18 protein-coding genes are annotated in these 17267 nt (G+C 67.8%); 13 read left to right on the top strand and 5 right to left on the bottom strand.

What is annotated here, in order from left to right; translation table 11 throughout:
* The first annotated feature begins 61 nt into the window (after window positions 1-61).
* The 6 genes from AC5Y4N_RS06520 to AC5Y4N_RS06495 all read left to right on the top strand — a co-directional run bounded on the left by AC5Y4N_RS06520 (window position 62) and on the right by AC5Y4N_RS06495 (window position 6573).
* Window positions 62-1663: an amidohydrolase gene (locus tag AC5Y4N_RS06520; RefSeq protein ID WP_499905895.1), complete on the top strand. Its 1602-nt coding sequence runs from the start codon at window positions 62-64 to the stop codon at window positions 1661-1663.
* The gene (locus tag AC5Y4N_RS06515) at window positions 1660-2610 is read left to right on the top strand and encodes an o-succinylbenzoate synthase (protein WP_499905898.1); all 951 of its coding nucleotides are present in this window, start codon (window positions 1660-1662) and stop codon (window positions 2608-2610) included. Before AC5Y4N_RS06520 ends, AC5Y4N_RS06515 begins: the two co-directional genes overlap by 4 nt.
* A gap of 118 nt (window positions 2611-2728) precedes the next feature.
* Window positions 2729-3772: a DJ-1/PfpI family protein gene (locus AC5Y4N_RS06510; RefSeq protein ID WP_499906353.1), complete on the top strand. Its 1044-nt coding sequence runs from the start codon at window positions 2729-2731 to the stop codon at window positions 3770-3772.
* Window positions 3669-4382 (top strand): alpha/beta fold hydrolase, encoded by a 714-nt coding sequence (locus AC5Y4N_RS06505; protein ID WP_499940474.1) that lies wholly within the window; start codon window positions 3669-3671, stop codon window positions 4380-4382. The genes AC5Y4N_RS06510 and AC5Y4N_RS06505 overlap by 104 nt, the downstream gene beginning before the upstream one ends.
* A gap of 68 nt (window positions 4383-4450) precedes the next feature.
* Entirely contained in the window at window positions 4451-6088 is a 1638-nt protein-coding gene (menD, locus tag AC5Y4N_RS06500; RefSeq protein ID WP_499905901.1) for a 2-succinyl-5-enolpyruvyl-6-hydroxy-3-cyclohexene-1-carboxylic-acid synthase, read from the top strand.
* Window positions 6085-6573, top strand: a complete 489-nt coding sequence (locus tag AC5Y4N_RS06495) for a DUF3592 domain-containing protein (protein WP_499905903.1) — start codon at window positions 6085-6087, stop codon at window positions 6571-6573. The genes menD and AC5Y4N_RS06495 overlap by 4 nt, the downstream gene beginning before the upstream one ends.
* A gap of 16 nt (window positions 6574-6589) precedes the next feature.
* On the opposite strand, the gene AC5Y4N_RS06490 is transcribed toward AC5Y4N_RS06495, so the two are convergent.
* Window positions 6590-7255, bottom strand: coding sequence for a thioredoxin domain-containing protein (locus tag AC5Y4N_RS06490; protein WP_499905906.1), 666 nt, complete (start codon window positions 7253-7255; stop codon window positions 6590-6592).
* A gap of 49 nt (window positions 7256-7304) precedes the next feature.
* Complete coding sequence (locus tag AC5Y4N_RS06485; RefSeq protein WP_499905908.1) at window positions 7305-7703, bottom strand: hypothetical protein; 399 nt, start codon at window positions 7701-7703, stop codon at window positions 7305-7307.
* Between the two features lie 132 nt (window positions 7704-7835).
* Between AC5Y4N_RS06485 and AC5Y4N_RS06480 the strand changes: the two genes are divergently transcribed.
* Both AC5Y4N_RS06480 and AC5Y4N_RS06475 read left to right on the top strand, forming a co-directional pair.
* Complete coding sequence (locus tag AC5Y4N_RS06480) at window positions 7836-8963, top strand: glycosyltransferase family 4 protein (protein WP_499905910.1); 1128 nt, start codon at window positions 7836-7838, stop codon at window positions 8961-8963.
* A gap of 13 nt (window positions 8964-8976) precedes the next feature.
* A complete protein-coding gene (locus AC5Y4N_RS06475) occupies window positions 8977-9669 on the top strand; it encodes a demethylmenaquinone methyltransferase (protein WP_499905913.1) in 693 nt (230 codons plus the stop codon).
* Window positions 9670-9764: 95 nt separating this feature from the next.
* Here the strand turns inward: AC5Y4N_RS06475 and menJ are convergent, their stop codons facing one another.
* Complete coding sequence (gene menJ, locus AC5Y4N_RS06470) at window positions 9765-11012, bottom strand: menaquinone reductase MenJ (RefSeq protein WP_499905915.1); 1248 nt, start codon at window positions 11010-11012, stop codon at window positions 9765-9767.
* 21 nt (window positions 11013-11033) lie between these two features.
* Between menJ and grcC1 the strand changes: the two genes are divergently transcribed.
* The 4 genes from grcC1 (at window position 11034) to AC5Y4N_RS06450 (ending at window position 14139) form a co-directional block, all read left to right on the top strand.
* A complete protein-coding gene (grcC1, locus tag AC5Y4N_RS06465) occupies window positions 11034-12038 on the top strand; it encodes a nonaprenyl/(2E,6E)-farnesyl/geranylgeranyl diphosphat synthase (protein WP_499905917.1) in 1005 nt (334 codons plus the stop codon).
* Window positions 12039-12102: 64 nt separating this feature from the next.
* Complete coding sequence (gene htpX, locus AC5Y4N_RS06460; protein ID WP_499905920.1) at window positions 12103-12969, top strand: zinc metalloprotease HtpX; 867 nt, start codon at window positions 12103-12105, stop codon at window positions 12967-12969.
* A 14-nt stretch (window positions 12970-12983) separates the two neighbouring features.
* On the top strand, window positions 12984-13655 hold the full coding sequence (locus AC5Y4N_RS06455; protein WP_499905922.1) for a GNAT family N-acetyltransferase: 672 nt from the start codon (window positions 12984-12986) through the stop codon (window positions 13653-13655).
* 10 nt (window positions 13656-13665) lie between these two features.
* Window positions 13666-14139 (top strand): hypothetical protein, encoded by a 474-nt coding sequence (locus AC5Y4N_RS06450; RefSeq protein WP_499905925.1) that lies wholly within the window; start codon window positions 13666-13668, stop codon window positions 14137-14139.
* Window positions 14140-14149: 10 nt separating this feature from the next.
* On the opposite strand, the gene AC5Y4N_RS06445 is transcribed toward AC5Y4N_RS06450, so the two are convergent.
* On the bottom strand, window positions 14150-15175 hold the full coding sequence (locus tag AC5Y4N_RS06445; protein ID WP_499905929.1) for an NAD(P)H-dependent glycerol-3-phosphate dehydrogenase: 1026 nt from the start codon (window positions 15173-15175) through the stop codon (window positions 14150-14152).
* A 35-nt stretch (window positions 15176-15210) separates the two neighbouring features.
* Here AC5Y4N_RS06445 and AC5Y4N_RS06440 point away from each other — a divergent pair, with 35 nt between their 5' ends.
* Window positions 15211-15825: a nucleoside/nucleotide kinase family protein gene (locus tag AC5Y4N_RS06440; RefSeq protein ID WP_499905933.1), complete on the top strand. Its 615-nt coding sequence runs from the start codon at window positions 15211-15213 to the stop codon at window positions 15823-15825.
* Here the strand turns inward: AC5Y4N_RS06440 and AC5Y4N_RS06435 are convergent.
* The gene (locus tag AC5Y4N_RS06435; RefSeq protein ID WP_499905936.1) at window positions 15822-17264 is read right to left on the bottom strand and encodes a flavin-containing monooxygenase; all 1443 of its coding nucleotides are present in this window, start codon (window positions 17262-17264) and stop codon (window positions 15822-15824) included. The two genes, AC5Y4N_RS06440 and AC5Y4N_RS06435, sit on opposite strands and share 4 nt — an antisense overlap.
* Between the last annotated feature and the right edge of the window lie 3 nt (window positions 17265-17267).

Here is a 17267-nt window from a genome sequence, read left to right as displayed (position 1 = left end):
CCGACGGGCACATCCGCGAGCATCCGACCCAAACATCGCCCCGCGGCGCAAGATATGACCCATGCCAGTAGCAGAACTCGTCATTCGGGGCGCCGTGCTCACGGTCGACGACGCCAATTCCACCGCAGAGGCGCTGGCCGTGACAGACGGGCGCATCGTGGCGGTCGGCAGTCGTGACGACGTCGAGCCGTGGATCGGCGAGGCCACGGACGTAGTCGACATCGACGGCTGTGTGCTACCGGGACTCGTTGAGGCGCACGGACATCCGCTGATGGAAGCGATCGTGTTGTCCGACCGAATGGCCGACATCCGCCCGGTCAGGATCCGCGACGCCACCGCCGTCGTCGACGCGGTGAAGCGGGAAGTGGCGGCTCGGGGGACTGAGGGCGCCTATCTCGTCGGCTGGGATCCGCTGCTGCAGTCGGGCCTGCCGGAGCCCACGCTGGCATGGCTCGACGGCATCGCGCCCGACACGCCGCTGGTCGTCATCCACAACTCCGGCCACAAGGCGTTCTTCAATTCGGCGGCCGCGCGCCGTGCCGGGCTGACCCGCGACACCCCGGACCCCAAAGGCGCCCGCTACGGCCGCGACAGCGGCGGCAACCTCGACGGGACCGCTGTGGAAACCGCTGCGGTTTTCTCGCTACTCGCAGGCGCTGTCGAGCCCGCCGACTATCCGGCGATGCTGCGCGCGGAGTGCGCTCGCCTGAACCGCGCCGGGTTGACCACCTGCTCGGAGATGGCGTTCGACCCGATGTTTCGGCCGTTGCTCGGGCAGCTGCACGACGACCTCACGGTGCGGCTGCGGACCTACGAGATCTCGACCGCCAGATTGGCCAGCGATGCCCTCCCCGACAACGGCGACGAAATGGTCAAACAGGTCGGCATCAAGATCTGGGTGGACGGCTCGCCGTGGATCGGCAACGTCGACCTGTCGTTTCCGTACCTCGACACCGATGCCACCCGCACCATCGGCGTCGTACCCGGCTCGTGCGGACACGCCAACTACAGCCGCGACCAGCTCGCCGAGATCGTCGGCGCGTATTTCCCGCAGGGTTGGCAGATGGCCTGCCACGTGCAGGGCGACGCGGGCGTCGACACGATCCTCGACGTGTACGAAGAAGCGCTGCAGCGCTGGCCCCGCGAGGATCACCGGCTGCGACTCGAGCACGTCGGCGCGATCACCAACGAGCAACTCAAACGCGCTGCGGCACTTGGGATTACGTGTAGCTTGTTCGTCGATCAGATTCATTACTGGGGCGACGTGCTGGTCGACGGGTTGTTCGGCCCGGAGCACGGATCGCGATGGATGCCGTGCGGTTCGGCGGTCGCTACCGGCATGCGGATTTCGTTGCACAACGACCCACCGGTGACGCCCGAGGAGCCGCTGCGCAACATCAGCGTCGCGGCTACCCGGACGGCCCCCAGCGGGCGGGTGTTGGCCCCTGAGGAGCGGCTGACCGTCGAGCAGGCGATCCGCGCACAGACCATCGACGCGGCGTGGCAGCTGTTCGCCGACGACATCGTCGGCTCGTTGGAGGTGGGCAAGTACGCCGACTTCGTCGTCCTGTCGCAAGATCCGCGGATTGTTCCCGCCGCGGAGGTCGCCGACCTGGAGGTGCGGTCCACGTATCTGGCGGGCAAGCAGGTCTTCAGCAGTTGAGACCCGACCTCGCCGACTTGCTGGAACGCGTCCACGTGGTCGCGCTGCCGATGCGAATTCGCTTCCGCGGCATCACCATTCGCGAGGTTGCGCTCATCGAGGGACCCGTCGGCTGGGGCGAGTTCGGCGCGTTCGTCGAATACGAGCCCCCCGAAGCCGCGCACTGGCTGGCTTCGGCGATCGAGGCGGCCTACCTGATGCCGCCGGAGCTGCGCCGGGATCGCATTCCGGTCAACGCCACCGTTCCCGCGGTGCCGGCGGCCCAGGTGGCGCAGGTGTTGAGCCGCTTCCCGGGCGCCCGCACAGCCAAGGTCAAGGTCGCCGAACCCGGACAGACGCTGCGCGACGACGTAGCGCGGGTCGAGGCCGTGCGCGGGCTGGTTTCCACCGTCCGGGTCGACGCCAACGGCGGGTGGACGGTCGACGAAGCAGTCACGGCGGCGGCGGCACTCGGCCCGCTGGAGTACATAGAGCAGCCGTGTCAGACCGTCGACGAACTCGCCGAGGTCCGGCGGCGCATCGACACCCCGGTCGCTGCCGACGAGAGCATCCGTAAGGCGCAGGACCCGCTGCGTGTGGTCCGCGCGGATGCCGCCGACGTCGCGGTGGTGAAGGTCGCGCCGCTCGGTGGCCGGTTAGCGTTGCTGAAAACTGCTGAGCTGCTTGGCATTCCGGTTGTTGTCTCCAGTGCGCTCGACTCGGCGGTGGGCATCGGCACGGGACTGCAGGCCGCCGGGGCACTGCCGACGCTGAGGCATGCCTGCGGGCTTGCGACCGGACGACTGTTCGAACACGACGTCGCCGAGCCCGTCGCACCGGTCGACGGCTACCTGGCGGTGGCCGCAGCCGTGCCCGAACCCGCGCGGCTGGCGACCCTCAAGGCGCCGGCAGACCGGCGGGACTGGTGGATCCGGCGCATCATCGAGTGCTACGAGCTGCTGGGCTGACGCGCTTTGCGACGCTCAGGCGACGCCCAGCGCGCCGACGTCGCTGTCCTGATGTGTGGGATGCATGCTGCTGCCTGGCGGCATTGGAGTCGACGACGCGCGCGCCGACGCCCGGTTGATGAGTTGGCTGCGCACCATCGCCGGCACCACGCGACGGGTCGTCAGCGTCGCCATTGTGCTCTATCCCGGCTTCACCGCACTCGATTTCATCGGGCCATACGAAGTGCTGCGCTGGCTGCCGGACGCCGAAGTGCGGTTCGTCTGGCATGAACCCGGACCCGTCACCGCGGACTCCGGCGTGCTGGTGATCGCGGCAACACATTCGTTCGCCGAAACACCTTCTCCCGACGTCATTTTGGTGCCCGGAGGGTTCTCCTCGATGGAACACGCGCGCGACGAGAAGGTACTCGACTGGTTGCGCCAGGCCCACCAGACGGCGACGTGGACGACGTCGGTGTGCTCAGGTTCGGTCATCCTCGCCGCAGCCGGACTGCTGGACGGCAAACGCGCGGCCTCCCACTGGGCGGCCTTGAGTGTGCTGAAAGCATTGGGCGCCAAGCCTGTCGGGGACGAGCGCATTGTCCACCAAGGCGACGTCGTCACGTGTGCGGGTGTCTCGGCAGGCATCGACCTCGGCCTGTGGCTGGCCGCGCGGATCGGCGGCGAGAGCCGCGCCAAGGTCATCCAGCTATCCCTGGAATACGACCCGCAGCCGCCGTTCGACTCGGGCCACATGTCCAAAGCGTCGGTCAGCACCAAGGCCGCCGCAGCCGCGCTGATGTTTAAGGATCTGGTCACCCGGGGCCAGCTCAAGCCGATGTCGCAATTGGTGTGGGACCGCGATCAAGGCTGCCCGCTCACGGCGCGGCCGGCCCCGTTTCGGGCGCCGCGAGCGTGTCTGACAATCCGCGAGATAGAACCCCGTCGCATGCAAACGCATGCAGAGCGTGTCGGAAAACCCGATTTCGGCGCCACGGTAACCTCGCCGCATGGTCAACCTCGCCTACGACGATTCCGGCAGCGGTCAGCCGGTGTTGTTCATCGCCGGACATGGTGGCGTGGGCCGCACCTGGGCGCCGTTTCAGGTGCCGGCGTTCCTGGGTGCGGGCTATCGCGTCGTGACCTTCGACAACAGGGGAGTCGGCGCCACCAAGGACGCTGACGGATTCACCACCGAAACCATGGTCGCCGACACGGCCGCGCTCATCGAGAAGCTCGACCTCGCGCCGACCAACATCGTGGCAGCGTCGATGGGTTCTTTCATCGCCCAAGAGCTGATGCTCTCCCGGCCGGAACTGGTCAAGCGCGCGGTGCTGTTGTGCACCCGCGGCCGGGAGGACCTGACCCGCAAGTTCTTCCGCAGAGCCGAAATGGAACTGGCCGACGCCGGCATCGAGCTGCCCGCCGCCTACAGCGCGAAAATCCGTCTTCTGGAAAGCTTTTCGCCGAAGACGCTCAACAATGACGACGCCGTGCGGGACTGGATCGACATGTTCACGCTGTGGCCCGCCAAGTCGACACCAGGGGTGCGGGCGCAAAGCGAAGTCGCACCGGACACCAATCGACTGCCGGCGTACCGCGCGATCACCACGCCCACGCTGGTGATCGGGTTCGCCGACGATCTCGCAGTGCCGGCGTATCTGGGCAAGGAGGTCGCCGATGCGTTGCCCAACGGCCGCTACCTGGAAATCCCCGACGCCGGGCACCTCGGCTTCATGGAACGCCCCGACGTGGTCAACGCCGCGATGCTGAAGTTCCTCGCCGGCGCCTGATGTCGCCGCCCAGCGGCTCCGGCCCGTGACGTCGCCGGCCCGGCGACTCCCTGTGACACCCTGGAGACGTGAACCCCTCCACGGCGCAAGCGCGCGTGGTCGTCGACGAGCTGATTCGCGGCGGCGTACGCGACGTCGTGCTGTGTCCCGGCTCGCGCAACGCGCCGCTGGCCTTCGCGCTGCGTGACGCCGACGCCGCCGGCCGGGTGCGCCTGCATGTCCGCATCGACGAGCGCACCGCCGGCTACCTCGCCATCGGCCTGGCGGTCGGCAGGCAGGCGCCGGTGCCGATCGTCATGACGTCGGGCACCGCGGTTGCCAACCTCGGTCCGGCCGTCGCGGAAGCCAACTACGCGCGGGTGCCGCTGATCGTGCTGTCGGCCAACCGGCCATACGAGTTACTGGGCACCGGAGCCAACCAGACCATGGAGCAGCTCGGCTACTTCGACACGCAGGTGCGCGCCTCCATCAGCCTGGGCCTGGCCGAAGAGGGCACCGAGAAGATGGCCGAACAGAACGCCCGCTGGCGCTCGGCGGTGTGCCGGGTCCTCGTCGCGGCGACGGGCGCGCGGACCGCCAACGCCGGGCCGGTGCAGTTCGACATCCCGCTGCGCGAGCCGCTGGTACCCGGCCCCGAACCGGACCTGGCCGCCGTCCCGTCGGGCCGCCCCGGCGGCCGACCGTGGACTTACACACCGCCCGTGACGTTCGACCAACCACTCGAGATCGACCTGTCCCACGACACCGTGGTGATCAGCGGCCACGGCGCCGGTGTCCACCCGAACCTCGCCGCGCTGCCGACCGTCGCCGAGCCCACCGCGCCACCCGCCGAGAACCCTCTGCACCCGCTCGCTCTGCCGCTGCTGCATCCGCAGCAGGTGATCATGCTGGGCCGGCCGACGCTGCACCGGACGGTGTCGTCGCTCCTGGCCGACCCCGCCGTGCCGGTGTACGCGCTGACCACCGGGCCGCGCTGGCCTGACGTGTCGGGCAATTCCCAGGCCACCGGCACCCGCGCGATCACCACCGGCACGCCGAGCGAGGGCTGGCTGCGGCGCTGCGCCGAGGTCAACCGCCGCGCGGTCGACGCGGTGCGCCGCCAACTGAAGGCCCACCCGCTGACCACCGGCCTGCACGTCGCTGCCGCCGTCGCCGACGCGCTGCGGCCCGGCGACCAGTTGGTGCTCGGGGCGTCGAATCCGGTGCGAGACGCGGCCTTGGTGGGGACCCACACCAAAGGTGTTGTGGTGCGGTCGAATCGGGGGGTGGCGGGGATCGACGGCACGGTGTCCACCGCGATCGGTGCCGCGCTGGCGCACGAGCATCTTTCGGGAGGCCGCACAGTCGCGTTGATCGGAGACCTGACCTTCGTGCACGACGCCTCCGGCTTGCTGATCGGGCCGACGGAGCCCGTGCCGACGGACCTGACGATCGTGGTGTCCAACGACAACGGCGGCGGCATCTTCGAGCTTCTCGAGCAGGGCGACCCGCGGTTCTCCGATGTGTCGTCGCGCATCTTCGGCACGCCCCATGACGTCGACGTCGGCGCATTGTGCCGCGCCTATCACATCGAGTCACAGCAGGTCGAGGTCGACGACCTCGTCGAGGCGATCAACACTTCGTCTGCCGGGATGCGAGTGCTCGAAGTCAAAGCGGATCGCTCGACGCTGCGGCAGTTGCACGCGTCGATCAAGGCGGCGATATGAGCCGGTTCGCCAGCGTAGGTAATCGCTTGCGAAACGACAGGGACCCCGACGAACCCGACAGCACCGGCCGAAAGGTCATGCGCCGCATCAAGATCGGCATCGTCGTTGCGGCGTGTCTGGTGACGTTGCAATCGGTGCTGCTGGTGGCCGGCGCATGGCGCAACGACCGGCAGATCGAACGGAACATGGGTGTGGCGCAGGCCGAGGTGCTCAGCGCTGGGCCGCGCCGTTCGACGATCGAGTTCGTCACCCCCGACCGCGTCACCTACCGCCCGGAGCTCGGCGTGCTGTATCCGTCGGAGCTCGCGGACGGCATGCGCATCTACGTCGAATACGACCGCAACAACCCCAATCTCGTTCGCGTGCAACATCGCAACGCCGCGCTCGCGATCATCCCGGCCGGGTCGATCGCGGTGGTGGGCTGGCTGGTGGCGGCTGCGCTGTTGGTGGCGGCGACAGTCGTGGAACGCCGATACGTTCGCTAGCCGGCAGGTCCCACCGCTAGCGGTTGCCCACCAGCCGCTTCAGCCAGTCGTTGTCGGCGGTGTCGACGACCTCGTGAGTGTTGGAGTCATAGACCGTCGGGATCACCACGGCGTGGCGAATCTCCTTGAGCAGCTTCTGGTTCGCGGCGTCCATCGCAATAGTGTCGACGGCGGGATCGCCCGCGGCGATGTGGTCGATCGTGCTCTGCGGCAACCGTGCCCGTTCGGCCACGCCGGCCAGATAGCGGTTGTCGCCTGACGGGTCGGCGTCCCAATACAGCTGCTGGACGAAGCCCTGGAACGCTGCCGCTGCCAGATCGGCGTCCGCAGCGATGAACAGCGCGTTGCTCACGCGGTGCGAATAGCCCGCTGGCGTGGTGTCGAAGATCGTCACCGGCCGGTACGTCACCAAGAGGTCGCCGCTGTCGATGTGGTCGGCGATCTCACCGCCCTGGAACATCTGCATGCGCGCGCACAGCGCGCACTGCGGTTCGAGGAAGATCTCCAACGACACCCGTGCCACCGGCCTGCCGAGTTGGATGCCGTACCCGTCACCGGTGATCAGCACGGTGGCCGCGGGGTGCGTGCCGGCTGGCGCCAGTGGCGAGCCGTCGATCGCCCGGGCGCAGCCCGCAGTCACGAGCAGGACACCGACGACCGCGGCCAGCTTGAGCCAGCGCATATCCGACCGTAGCTGTCCAACTCGGGCAACTGCTGAAAGCCGAACTCGGCTAGTCGACAGCTCCCGCGCCGGCGAGCCGGCGGAACATGTCGAGCATCTTCGGATCTTTGTTGATCGCCGGAATACGCGTGCGCAGGCTGCGAAATCCCGGATCGTTGAACAGCGCGACCACATCAGAATTTCTCGACACGTCAATATTGGACTGCCGTACCCAGATCAACAGATCCGACAGCACCGGCATGATTCCGTCGACGTCGCCCTGAGCCCACCGGTCCCGATACTTTTGCGCGACGCCCTGCCACTGCATACGAGCCGCGTCACTGTGGTTGATGCCCAACCGGAGCATGCTCGCGACAGCATTGGTCAATTTTCCCCGGAGGCGAGCAGCGCAATCCGGATCATCCCACCCGTTTACCATCCGCCCCCCGGGCGCGTCAGCTTTCAGCATTCCGGCTGACGGTACCTGAATTTGCGGCCAACTGGATAACTAAATGTTAAGAATTCGTCGGGGCGCCTGAATTTCGTGTGTCGTATTCCTGTCCGCAACCGCCGGGAAAGGCGCCGGTGACACGCTCTCGGCGTGCGAGTGGCCATTGTCGCGGAATCCTTCCTGCCCAACGTCAACGGCGTCTCCAACTCGGTGCTGCGGGTCTTGGAGCATCTGAACCGCACCGGTCATGACGCGATCGTCATCGCGCCGGACAATCCGTTAGGCGAACAGCCTGCTGCGGTAGAGCACGACGGTGTGCCGGTCCATCGGATGCCGTCGCGCATGTTTCCCCGGATCACCTCGCTTCCCTTAGGTGTTCCCATGCCACGAATACTCGGCATATTGCGCGAGTTCGCGCCCGACGTGGTCCACCTCGCCTCTCCGGCACTGCTCGGATACGGCGGCCTGCAGGCCGCGCGCATGCTGAAGGTACCGACGATCGCCGTCTTCCAGACCGACGTCCCGGGTTTCGCGAAGAGCTACGGCATCGGGGCGGCGCACCGGGCGGCGTGGGCCTGGTTTCGCCATCTTCACCGGCACGCTGACCGCACGTTGGCGCCGTCGTCAGCAACGATGGAAATGCTTGCTGCACAGCGTATTCCGCGCCTTCATCTGTGGGCACGGGGAGTGGACATCGCCGGCTTCGCGCCGTCCGCGCGCGACGAGCACTTACGGCGCATGTGGTCGCCGGCCGGCAAGCCGATCGTCGGGTTCGTCGGCAGGCTGGCGCCGGAGAAGCACGTCGAACGTCTGCGCGTGCTGGCGCACAACGACGATGTGCAGGTGGTGATCGTCGGCGCCGGAGTCGACCGCGCCAGGCTCGAAAAAATGCTTCCCACAGCAGTTTTCACCGGCGCCCTGTACGGTGCCGAGCTCGCGCGCGCGTACGCCAGCATGGACGTGTTCGTGCACCCCGGAGAGCACGAGACGTTTTGTCAGGCGGTGCAGGAGGCGCTGGCTTCGGGCGTGCCGGTGGTGGCGCCGAACTCCGGGGGTCCGCGAGATCTGGTCAGCCCGGGCCGCACAGGGCTGCTGCTGGAGGTCGCGGAGTTCGAGCAGCACCTGCCCGGGGCGGTGGCTCATGTGGTGCGAGCGCGGTCGCTCTACGCACCGGCGGCCCGGCGCAGCGTGCTGCAGCGCACCTGGCCGGTGATTTGCGACCAGTTGCTGGCCCACTATCAGGCCGTCCGAGGGATCGGCCGGGCCGCCGCCGCCTGATAGCTTCGGCCGGGTGGGACGCGCGACGCTGGACAAGGATCCGCACGAGGTCGCGTCGATGTTCGATGCGGTCGCGCGTCGCTACGACCTCACCAACACCGTGCTGTCGCTGGGTCGTGACCGCTTCTGGCGCCGCGCGACGCGGCAGGCGCTGAGTGTCGGAAAGGGTGACGACGTCCTCGATCTTGCGGCCGGCACCGCGGTGTCCACCTGCGAGCTGGCGCGCTCGGGAGCGTGGTGCGTCGCCGCGGACTTCTCGGTGGGCATGCTGTCAGCGGGCCGGGCGCGGCCGGTGCCGAAAGTGGCCGGCGACGCGACGCGGCTGCCGTTCGCAGACCAGGCGTTCGACGCGGTGACCATCAGTTTCGGGCTGCGCAACGTCGTCGACCACGAGGCAGCGCTGCGCGAAATGGCGCGGGTGACCAAGCCCGGCGGACGGCTGGTGGTGTGTGAGTTCTCGACGCCGACGAACCGCCTGTTCGGCACGGTCTACAAGGAATACCTGATGCAGGCGCTGCCCCGGGTAGCGCGCGCGGTGTCCTCGAACCCGGATGCGTACGTCTACCTCGCGGAGTCGATCCGGGCTTGGCCCGACCAGGCCGAGCTGGCCCGTCGCATCGAGCGCAATGGGTGGTCGCAGGTGCGGTGGCGCAATCTCACGGGCGGCATTGTGGCCCTGCACGCGGCGATCAAGCCCACTTCTTGATTCTGCGCGAGCGTGCGTGTCTGTACCCCGACACGCCGGTCCGGTCTGTACCGCAGTGCACGCTCGCGGGGAGAAAACGCGGTACGCGCATCGGCTTACGAGAACGGCGGACGGCGGTCCACCCAGCGTGAGCCGCTGCCCAGCCGCCGCCACAACCGTGCGACTCGGTCGACGTCGTCGTCGGTCACCAGGTTGCCCATCACACGGACCACCATCTGCATGAACGTCACCGACCGCATCGCGAATGGCCCGACGCTGGGTAACAGCCACGGCACCGTCAGCAACCACGCCAACCGCCGCGCAATCGAGAACGCCTTGGCATAGTGCGCTTGCAGCAGCGCAGGCCATGCCAGCGACAAGTCGCCGCTGCCGAGCATGTCCGCGGCGAATCTGCCCATCTCCAGCCCGTAGTCGATGCCCTCGCCGTTGAGCGGGTTGACCCCGGCGGCGGCATCGCCGATCAGCATCCAATTCGGCCCGGCCACTCCACTGACCGCGCCTCCCATCGGCAGCAGGGCCGACGACACCGCGCGCGGCGGCCCGTCGAATTCCCAGTCGTCGCGACGCTGGTCGGCGTAGTGGCCGATCAGCGTCCGCAGCGCCACATCGGCCGGCCGCTTGGCGGTCGCCAGCGCGCCGACGCCGATGTTCACTTCGCCGTTGCCCAGCGGGAAGATCCAGCCGTAGCCCGGCAGCAGCTCGCCGGAACGCGACCGCAGCTCGAGATTCGAGGAGAGCCAGGGGTCGTCGGCGCGCGGTGTGGACAGGTATCCCCGCACCGCCACCCCGTAGACGGTCTGCTGATGCCACTCACGACCCAGCGCCCGCCCCAGCGGTGACCGCGCACCGTCGGCGACGATCAGTTCCCGGCACGCCACCGACGACCCCGAACGCGTCGTCAACGACACCACGCGGCCCCGCGAATCTCGTTCTGCAGCAACGATTTTGGAGCCCAACAACATCCGGCATCCGGCGTCGACGGCCACCTGGCGCACCCGCTCGTCGAGCTCGGTCCGCGGCACCGCAGACCCGTACGCCGGAAACGACGGACCTGGCCAGTCGATCTCCACCTCGCCGCCGAACCCGGCCAGCCGCAGCCCACGGTGTTTGATGCGGGTGTCGAGCCAGTCGCCCAGGCCCAAACGACGCAACTCGGCGACGGCGCGCGGTGTCAGGCCGTCGCCGCACGGCTTGTCGCGGGGGAACTCGGCGGCGTCGACCACCAGCACATCGCGACCGGCTCGCGCGGCCCACGCCGCCGCGGCGGAGCCGGCCGGACCGGCGCCGACGACGACCACGTCCGCGCTCGCGCCATTGCGCTCCTCGCGTCCGCGGTCGTGCATGTTCACCAGTATGTTGGACGGGTGAGGACACCAGCGACCGTGGTGGCGGGCGTCGAATTCGGAGACCCGGCTTTTGCCGCCAGTGTCCGTGACGGTGTGGCCCGCATCGAAACGCTGATCAGCGAGGAACTCGGCAAGGGCGACGAAATCATCCGCGACGCGGTGCTGCATCTTTTCGAGGCCGGCGGCAAGCGCTTCCGCCCGCTGTTCACGGTGCTCGCCGCGCAACTGGGCCCCAACCCGGACGCGTGGCAGGTGACCGTCGCCGGTTCGGTGATCGAGTTGGTGCATCTGGCGACGCTGTACCACGACGACGTCATGGACGAGGCGCAGGTGCGCCGCGGTGCCCCGAGCGCTAACGCTCGCTGGAGCAACAACATCGCGATCCTGGCCGGCGATTACTTGTTCGCGACCGCCTCGCGGCTGGTCAGCCGGCTGGGCCCCGACGCGGTGCGGGTGATCGCCGAGACATTCGCCGAGCTGGTCACGGGCCAAATGCGAGAGACCCGCGGGGCCGCACAGCACGTCGATTCCGTCGAACACTACCTACGTGTGGTGCACGAGAAGACGGGGTCGTTGATCGCGGCGTCCGGGCAGCTCGGTGCGACGTTCTCGGGCGCGTCCGACGACAATGTGCAGCGGCTGAGCCGGCTGGGCGGGATCGTCGGCACCGCGTTTCAGATCTCCGACGACATCATCGACATCGCCAGCGACTCCGACGAGTCCGGGAAGACGCCCGGCACCGACCTGCGGGAGGGCGTGCACACGCTGCCGGTGCTCTACGCGCTGCAGGAAAGCGGACCGGACGCGCAGCGGCTGCGCGAGTTGCTGGCGGGACCCATGGACGACGCGCACGTCGCGGAGGCGTTGGCGTTGCTGCGGGCGTCGTCGGGCATGGCGAAAGCAAAGGCCACGGTCGCCCGGTATGCGGCCCAAGCCCGCGACGAGTTGGCCGGGCTGCCGCCGGGCGCGGGGCGCGATGCCTTGGCGACCCTCGTCGAGTACACGATCTCGCGTCACGGTTGACGGAACCCAGCCTCATCGCTCAGCGTTCTCCTAACGATCCGTTTGCGTCCAGGAGGAGTGAGTGATGGTCGGGCACCGGTGGGGCAACAGCATCAAGACGGTGCTGCTTCTCGGGCTGATGTCGGCGCTGATCGTGTTCGTCGGGTCGCTGTTCGGCCGCGGGATCATGTTGTTGGCGGTCCTGTTCGCGGTCGGCATGAACGTGTGGGTGTATTTCAACAGCGACAAGCTGGCGCTACGGGCGATGCATGCGCAGCCGGTCACCGAGCTGCAAGAGCCGACGATGTACAAGATCGTCCGCGAGTTGGCGACGGTGGCGCACCAGCCGATGCCGCGGTTGTACATCAGCGACACCGCCAACCCGAATGCCTTTGCCACAGGCCGCAATCCGCGCAACGCGGCGGTGTGTTGCACCACCGGCATCCTGGCGATCCTCAACGAACGTGAGCTGCGTGCGGTGCTCGGCCACGAACTGTCGCACGTCTACAACCGGGACATCCTGATCTCATGTGTGGCCGGTGCGCTCGCGGCGGTGATCACCGGGCTGGCGAACCTGGCGGTGTTGATGAGCTGGTTTGGCGGGCGGGACGGCAACGCCAATCCCTTTGCACTGCTTCTGGTTTCGCTGCTGGGTCCGATTGCGGCGACGGTCGTGCAGATGGCGGTGTCCAGGTCGCGGGAGTATCAGGCCGACCAGTCGGGCGCGGAACTGACGGGCGATCCGCTGGCACTGGCGTCGGCGTTGCGCAAGATTTCGGCCGGGGTGCAGCAGGCGCCGCTGCCGCCGGAGCCGAAGCTCGCCAGCGAGGCACACCTGATGATCGCCAGCCCGTTCCGGGCCGGTGAGCGGTTCGTGGGCTTGTTCTCGACGCACCCGCCGATCGCGGAGCGGATTGCGCGGCTGGAGGACATGGCTCGAGGGATGTACTGAACTACGCTCGTGGCATGACTGACCATGACCGCGCCGCCGCCCGACGTGAAATCGCCGATGCCCTGGTCAACGCGCTCGAGCGCCGCCACGAGGTGGCCGATGCGATCGTGGACGCCGAGAATCGCGACGACGCCGTCGAGGTCATCGCCAAGCTGCTGGGCACGTCACGGCTTGGCGCCGAAGCGGTCATCGGGATGTCGTTCGACAAGTTCACCAAGGATTCGCGCCGGCGCATCGCCGCCGAGCTCGAGGATCTGAACAAGCAGTTGACGTTCACGCTCGGAGACCGCCCGGCCAGCACCGGTGAGGGGTTGACCTTGCGGCCGTTCCTCGGCGAGGCAGACCGCGACATCTTCTCGGCGCGCACCGACGACATGCATGTGGCCGGGGATGGCTCCGGCGGCCCGGCCGGCTCTCTTGACGACGAGATCACCTCGGGGCTGGGACGCATCGACAGCGAGGACGCCGTGTGGTTGGTGGCGGTCGCGGGAACCGAGAAGGTCGGCATGGTGTTCGGCGAACTCGCCAACCACGAAGTGAACGTGCGCGTGTGGATTCATCCTGAGCACCGCAAGAAGGGCTACGGCACAGCGGCGCTGCGCAAGGCGCGCACCGAGATGGCCGGCTATTTCCCGGCGGTACCGGTCGTGGTGCGTGCGCCCGCGGCGGGTGGCACGAGCGCTTAGGGGTGATTCCGTGCTGAGCAAGATGCTGACCGGTCTCGCCGGTGCCGTCGCAGCAGTGGTGGTGGTGACGACGGCCGTCGCGGGAGCCGACGAGGGGACGCTGCCGAACATCAACGTCTATCCGCCGATTTCTCCGGCGGAGTTTTCGGTGTTGGACGGCGCCTGGTACGCATTCGGCACACCGAACGGTCTGACGTGCGTGCTCGACAAGACGCGCAACGCGTACGGCTGCAGCGGACCGATCCCGGCTGCACCGAACGGGGCAAACTTGGTGAGCGGCGTCGGCGCAGAAGAACCCACGTTCGCCAACAGCGCGGCACCACTGTTTGCGGCGGCGGGCGCGCCCAAGCCGCTGCCTCCGCAGACCCGGATCAGCTACCGCGATGTCAGCTGTGCGATCGACGCAGCGGGTGCCACGGTATGCGTGAACAACGCCGTGCAGCACGGGTTCGTGCTGAGCCCGTCAGGCAGCTTCGCCCGGTAGGGCCAAGACCTCAAAACCCCGCGCCGTGGATCTCATGTCCCGGCGTCTCCGCGGCCAGCCCGCGATACGCGTCCTCCACCGTGCGGCCGTGGTTGATCACGCCGTCGACTTCGCGCGCGATCGGCATGTGCACGCCGTACCGCTCGGCCAGCTCCATGATCACGCTGGCGGCCTTGACGCCCTCGGCGACTTGATCCATCGACGCCAGGATCTCGTCGATCGGCTTGCCCGCCCCGATCTGCTCGCCGACGTGGCGGTTGCGGCTACGCGGGCTCGTGCACGTCACGATCAGATCGCCCAGACCCGCCAGCCCCGGGAACGTCTCCGGCTGCCCGCCCATCGCGACACCCAGCTTGGTCATCTCCCGCAGCGCCCGCGCGATCACCAGCGCGCGGGTGTTCTCGCCGATGCCCAGCGAATATCCCATGCCCGTCGCAATCGCATACACGTTCTTCAACGCGCCACACATCTCGACGCCCAGCACGTCGTCGGTGGTGTACACGCGGAACCGCTGAGTGCGGAACATCTGGGCCAGCCGCGTGGACAACTGCTGATCGGGCATCGCCATCACTGCAGCCGCCGCATAGCCTTGCGCCACCTCGCGGGCGATGTTCGGCCCGGCCAGAATCCCAGCGGGATGCCCGGGCATCACCTCGGCGACGATCTGCGACATCCGCAGACTGGTGCCCTGCTCGAGCCCCTTGACCAGCGACACGATGGGCACCCACGGCCGCAGGTACGCCTGCAGCTCTTTCAGCACGTCGCGGAAGCTGTGCGACGGCACGGCCATCACCACGACGTCGGCAGAGTCTGCGGCTTTCTCGAAGTCGGTGGTGGCCTTCAGGGTTGGGCTCAGTTCCACTTCGTCGCCCAGATAGCGCAGATTGCGGTGGCGTTCGTTGATGTCCTCGGCGGTCTCGGGTGAACGCACCCACTGCAGCGTCTCGGCCCGACGGGAGGCGATGGACGCGACGGTGGTGCCCCACGATCCGCCACCGAGCACGACGACGCGGGGTTCGCGGCGAGCAGGTGTCATGCATGTCACCTTATTCAGGACGGCACACTTGCCGTGTGCTGTCGCGCGAACTCGCTGGGCGAGTCGACGTGTTGCTCGGCCGCGGCCGTCGCGTGATCCTCGGCATCACCGGCCCGCCCGGGGCCGGCAAGTCGACCTTGGCCGCCGAACTCGTCGCGCACTTCGCCGACGCAGTGCAGGTGCCCATGGACGGGTTCCACCTCGCCGACGTCGAGCTGGCCCGCCTGCGACGCCTCGAGCGCAAGGGAGCCGTCGACACCTTCGACGCGCACGGCTACCTTGCGCTGTTGGAACGGATCGCAGCCGAGCCGCCGCACGTGGTCTACGCGCCGGCGTTCGACCGCCAGATCGAACAACCCGTCGCGGCCAGCATCCCGCTACCGCCCTCCGCGCGGCTGGTCGTCACCGAAGGCAATTACCTGCTTGACGACGCACCACCATGGCCGTCGATCCGAGCCCGCCTCACCGAGGTGTGGTACCTCGACCTGCGGTACGACGAGCGCCACCGCCGCCTCGTCGATCGGCACATCGCGTTCGGCAAGTCACCCGAGCAGGCCGAGAGATGGGTGAGAGAGGTCGACGAAGCGAACGCCCGGCGCATCGAAAACACAAGGCACAAGGCTGATTTCGTCGTCAACTCCGTGGGCTAGGCGCTGTCGAACACCATCGACTCCGTGATCCTGTCGAACCGGTGGTCGATTGCGTCGACGAAGTAGTTCTGCCGCACGTTCCACGGCCGCTTGGTACCCGATTTCGGCAGCGCGTGCAGGTTGCGAAGGACGTAGCCGGCGGCGATGTCCCACGTCAGCTTCTCGGTCATCGGCTCCCGCTGCAGATGCGGGTAGGCCGACGTATAGCCGTGGTCGCGCATGTACGCGATCAGCTTGGCCGTCGCGCGTGCGGTCATGTCCGCCCGTAGGGTCCACGACGCGTTCACATAGCCGATGCACCAGAACAGGTTCGGGACGTCTTGCAGCATGTGCGCCTTGTAGACGAAGCGGTCTTGCGGCTTGATCTCGGTGCCGTCGATGCTCAGCGCCACCCCGCCCAGCGCCTGCAGATCCATGCCGGTCGCCGTCACCACCACGTCTGCGTCGAGGTGGCGTCCCGACCTCAGCGTGATGCCGTTGGTGTCGAAGTGGTCGACCTGGTCGGTCACCACCTCCACCCGCCCGGCGTTGATCGCCTCGAAGAGATCGCCGTCGGCGGCGAGGCAGATCCGCTGATCCCACGGCTGATACGGCGGCGTGAAATGGGTGCCGATGTCGTAGCCGGCGGGCAGCCGCTTGCTCTGCATGCGCCGGAACAGGAACTTCATGAACTCGGGCGTCTTGCGCGCCAGGAACCAGCCGATGGCCTCCTGCACCGCCATCCGGAACCGGACCACAGTGTGAAAAGCTTTGAGAGGAAGAATCTTTCGCATAACCTCGGTCAACGAATCGATCCGCGGAAACGTCCCGATGTAGCTCGGTGTGCGCTGCAGCATCACGACCCGACGGGCACGTTCGGCCAACGCGGGAATCATCGACACGGCGGTCGCGCCGCTGCCGATCACCACCAGCGTCTTGTCGGTGTAGTCGAGGTTTTGTGGCCAGTGCTGTGGATGCACGATGTCGCCGGTGAACTGCGCCATTCCAGGAAAGTCGGGGATGTAGCCCTCGTCGTACTTGTAGTAGCCGGTGGCGAAGAACACGAACCGCGACCGGTACGTCGTCCCGTCGTCGAGGCACACCGTCCACGTGTGCGTCGCGGAGTCCCAGTCGGCGCTACGCACGTAGCTGTTGAACCGGATGTGCTCGTAGATGCCGTGCTTTCGGGCGCTGTCGATCAGGTATTGGCGGATGTGGTCGCCGTCGGCGATGCCCTCGCGCCGCGGCCACGGCTCCCACGGGAAGCTGAGCGTGAAAATGCTGCTGTCAGAGCGGATACCGGGGTAGCGGAACAGGTCCCAGGTCCCGCCGATGTTCGCGCGCCGCTCCAAGATCACGTAGCGGATCTCGGGGTTTCGCTGCTGAATCCGGTAGGCGGCGCCGATGCCGGAAATGCCGGCGCCGACGATCACCACGTCGGCGTACTCACTGACGGTCACCCG

This window comes from Mycobacterium sp. NGS19 (assembly GCF_059813155.1).
This window is presented reverse-complemented; position numbering and strand designations above follow the sequence as displayed.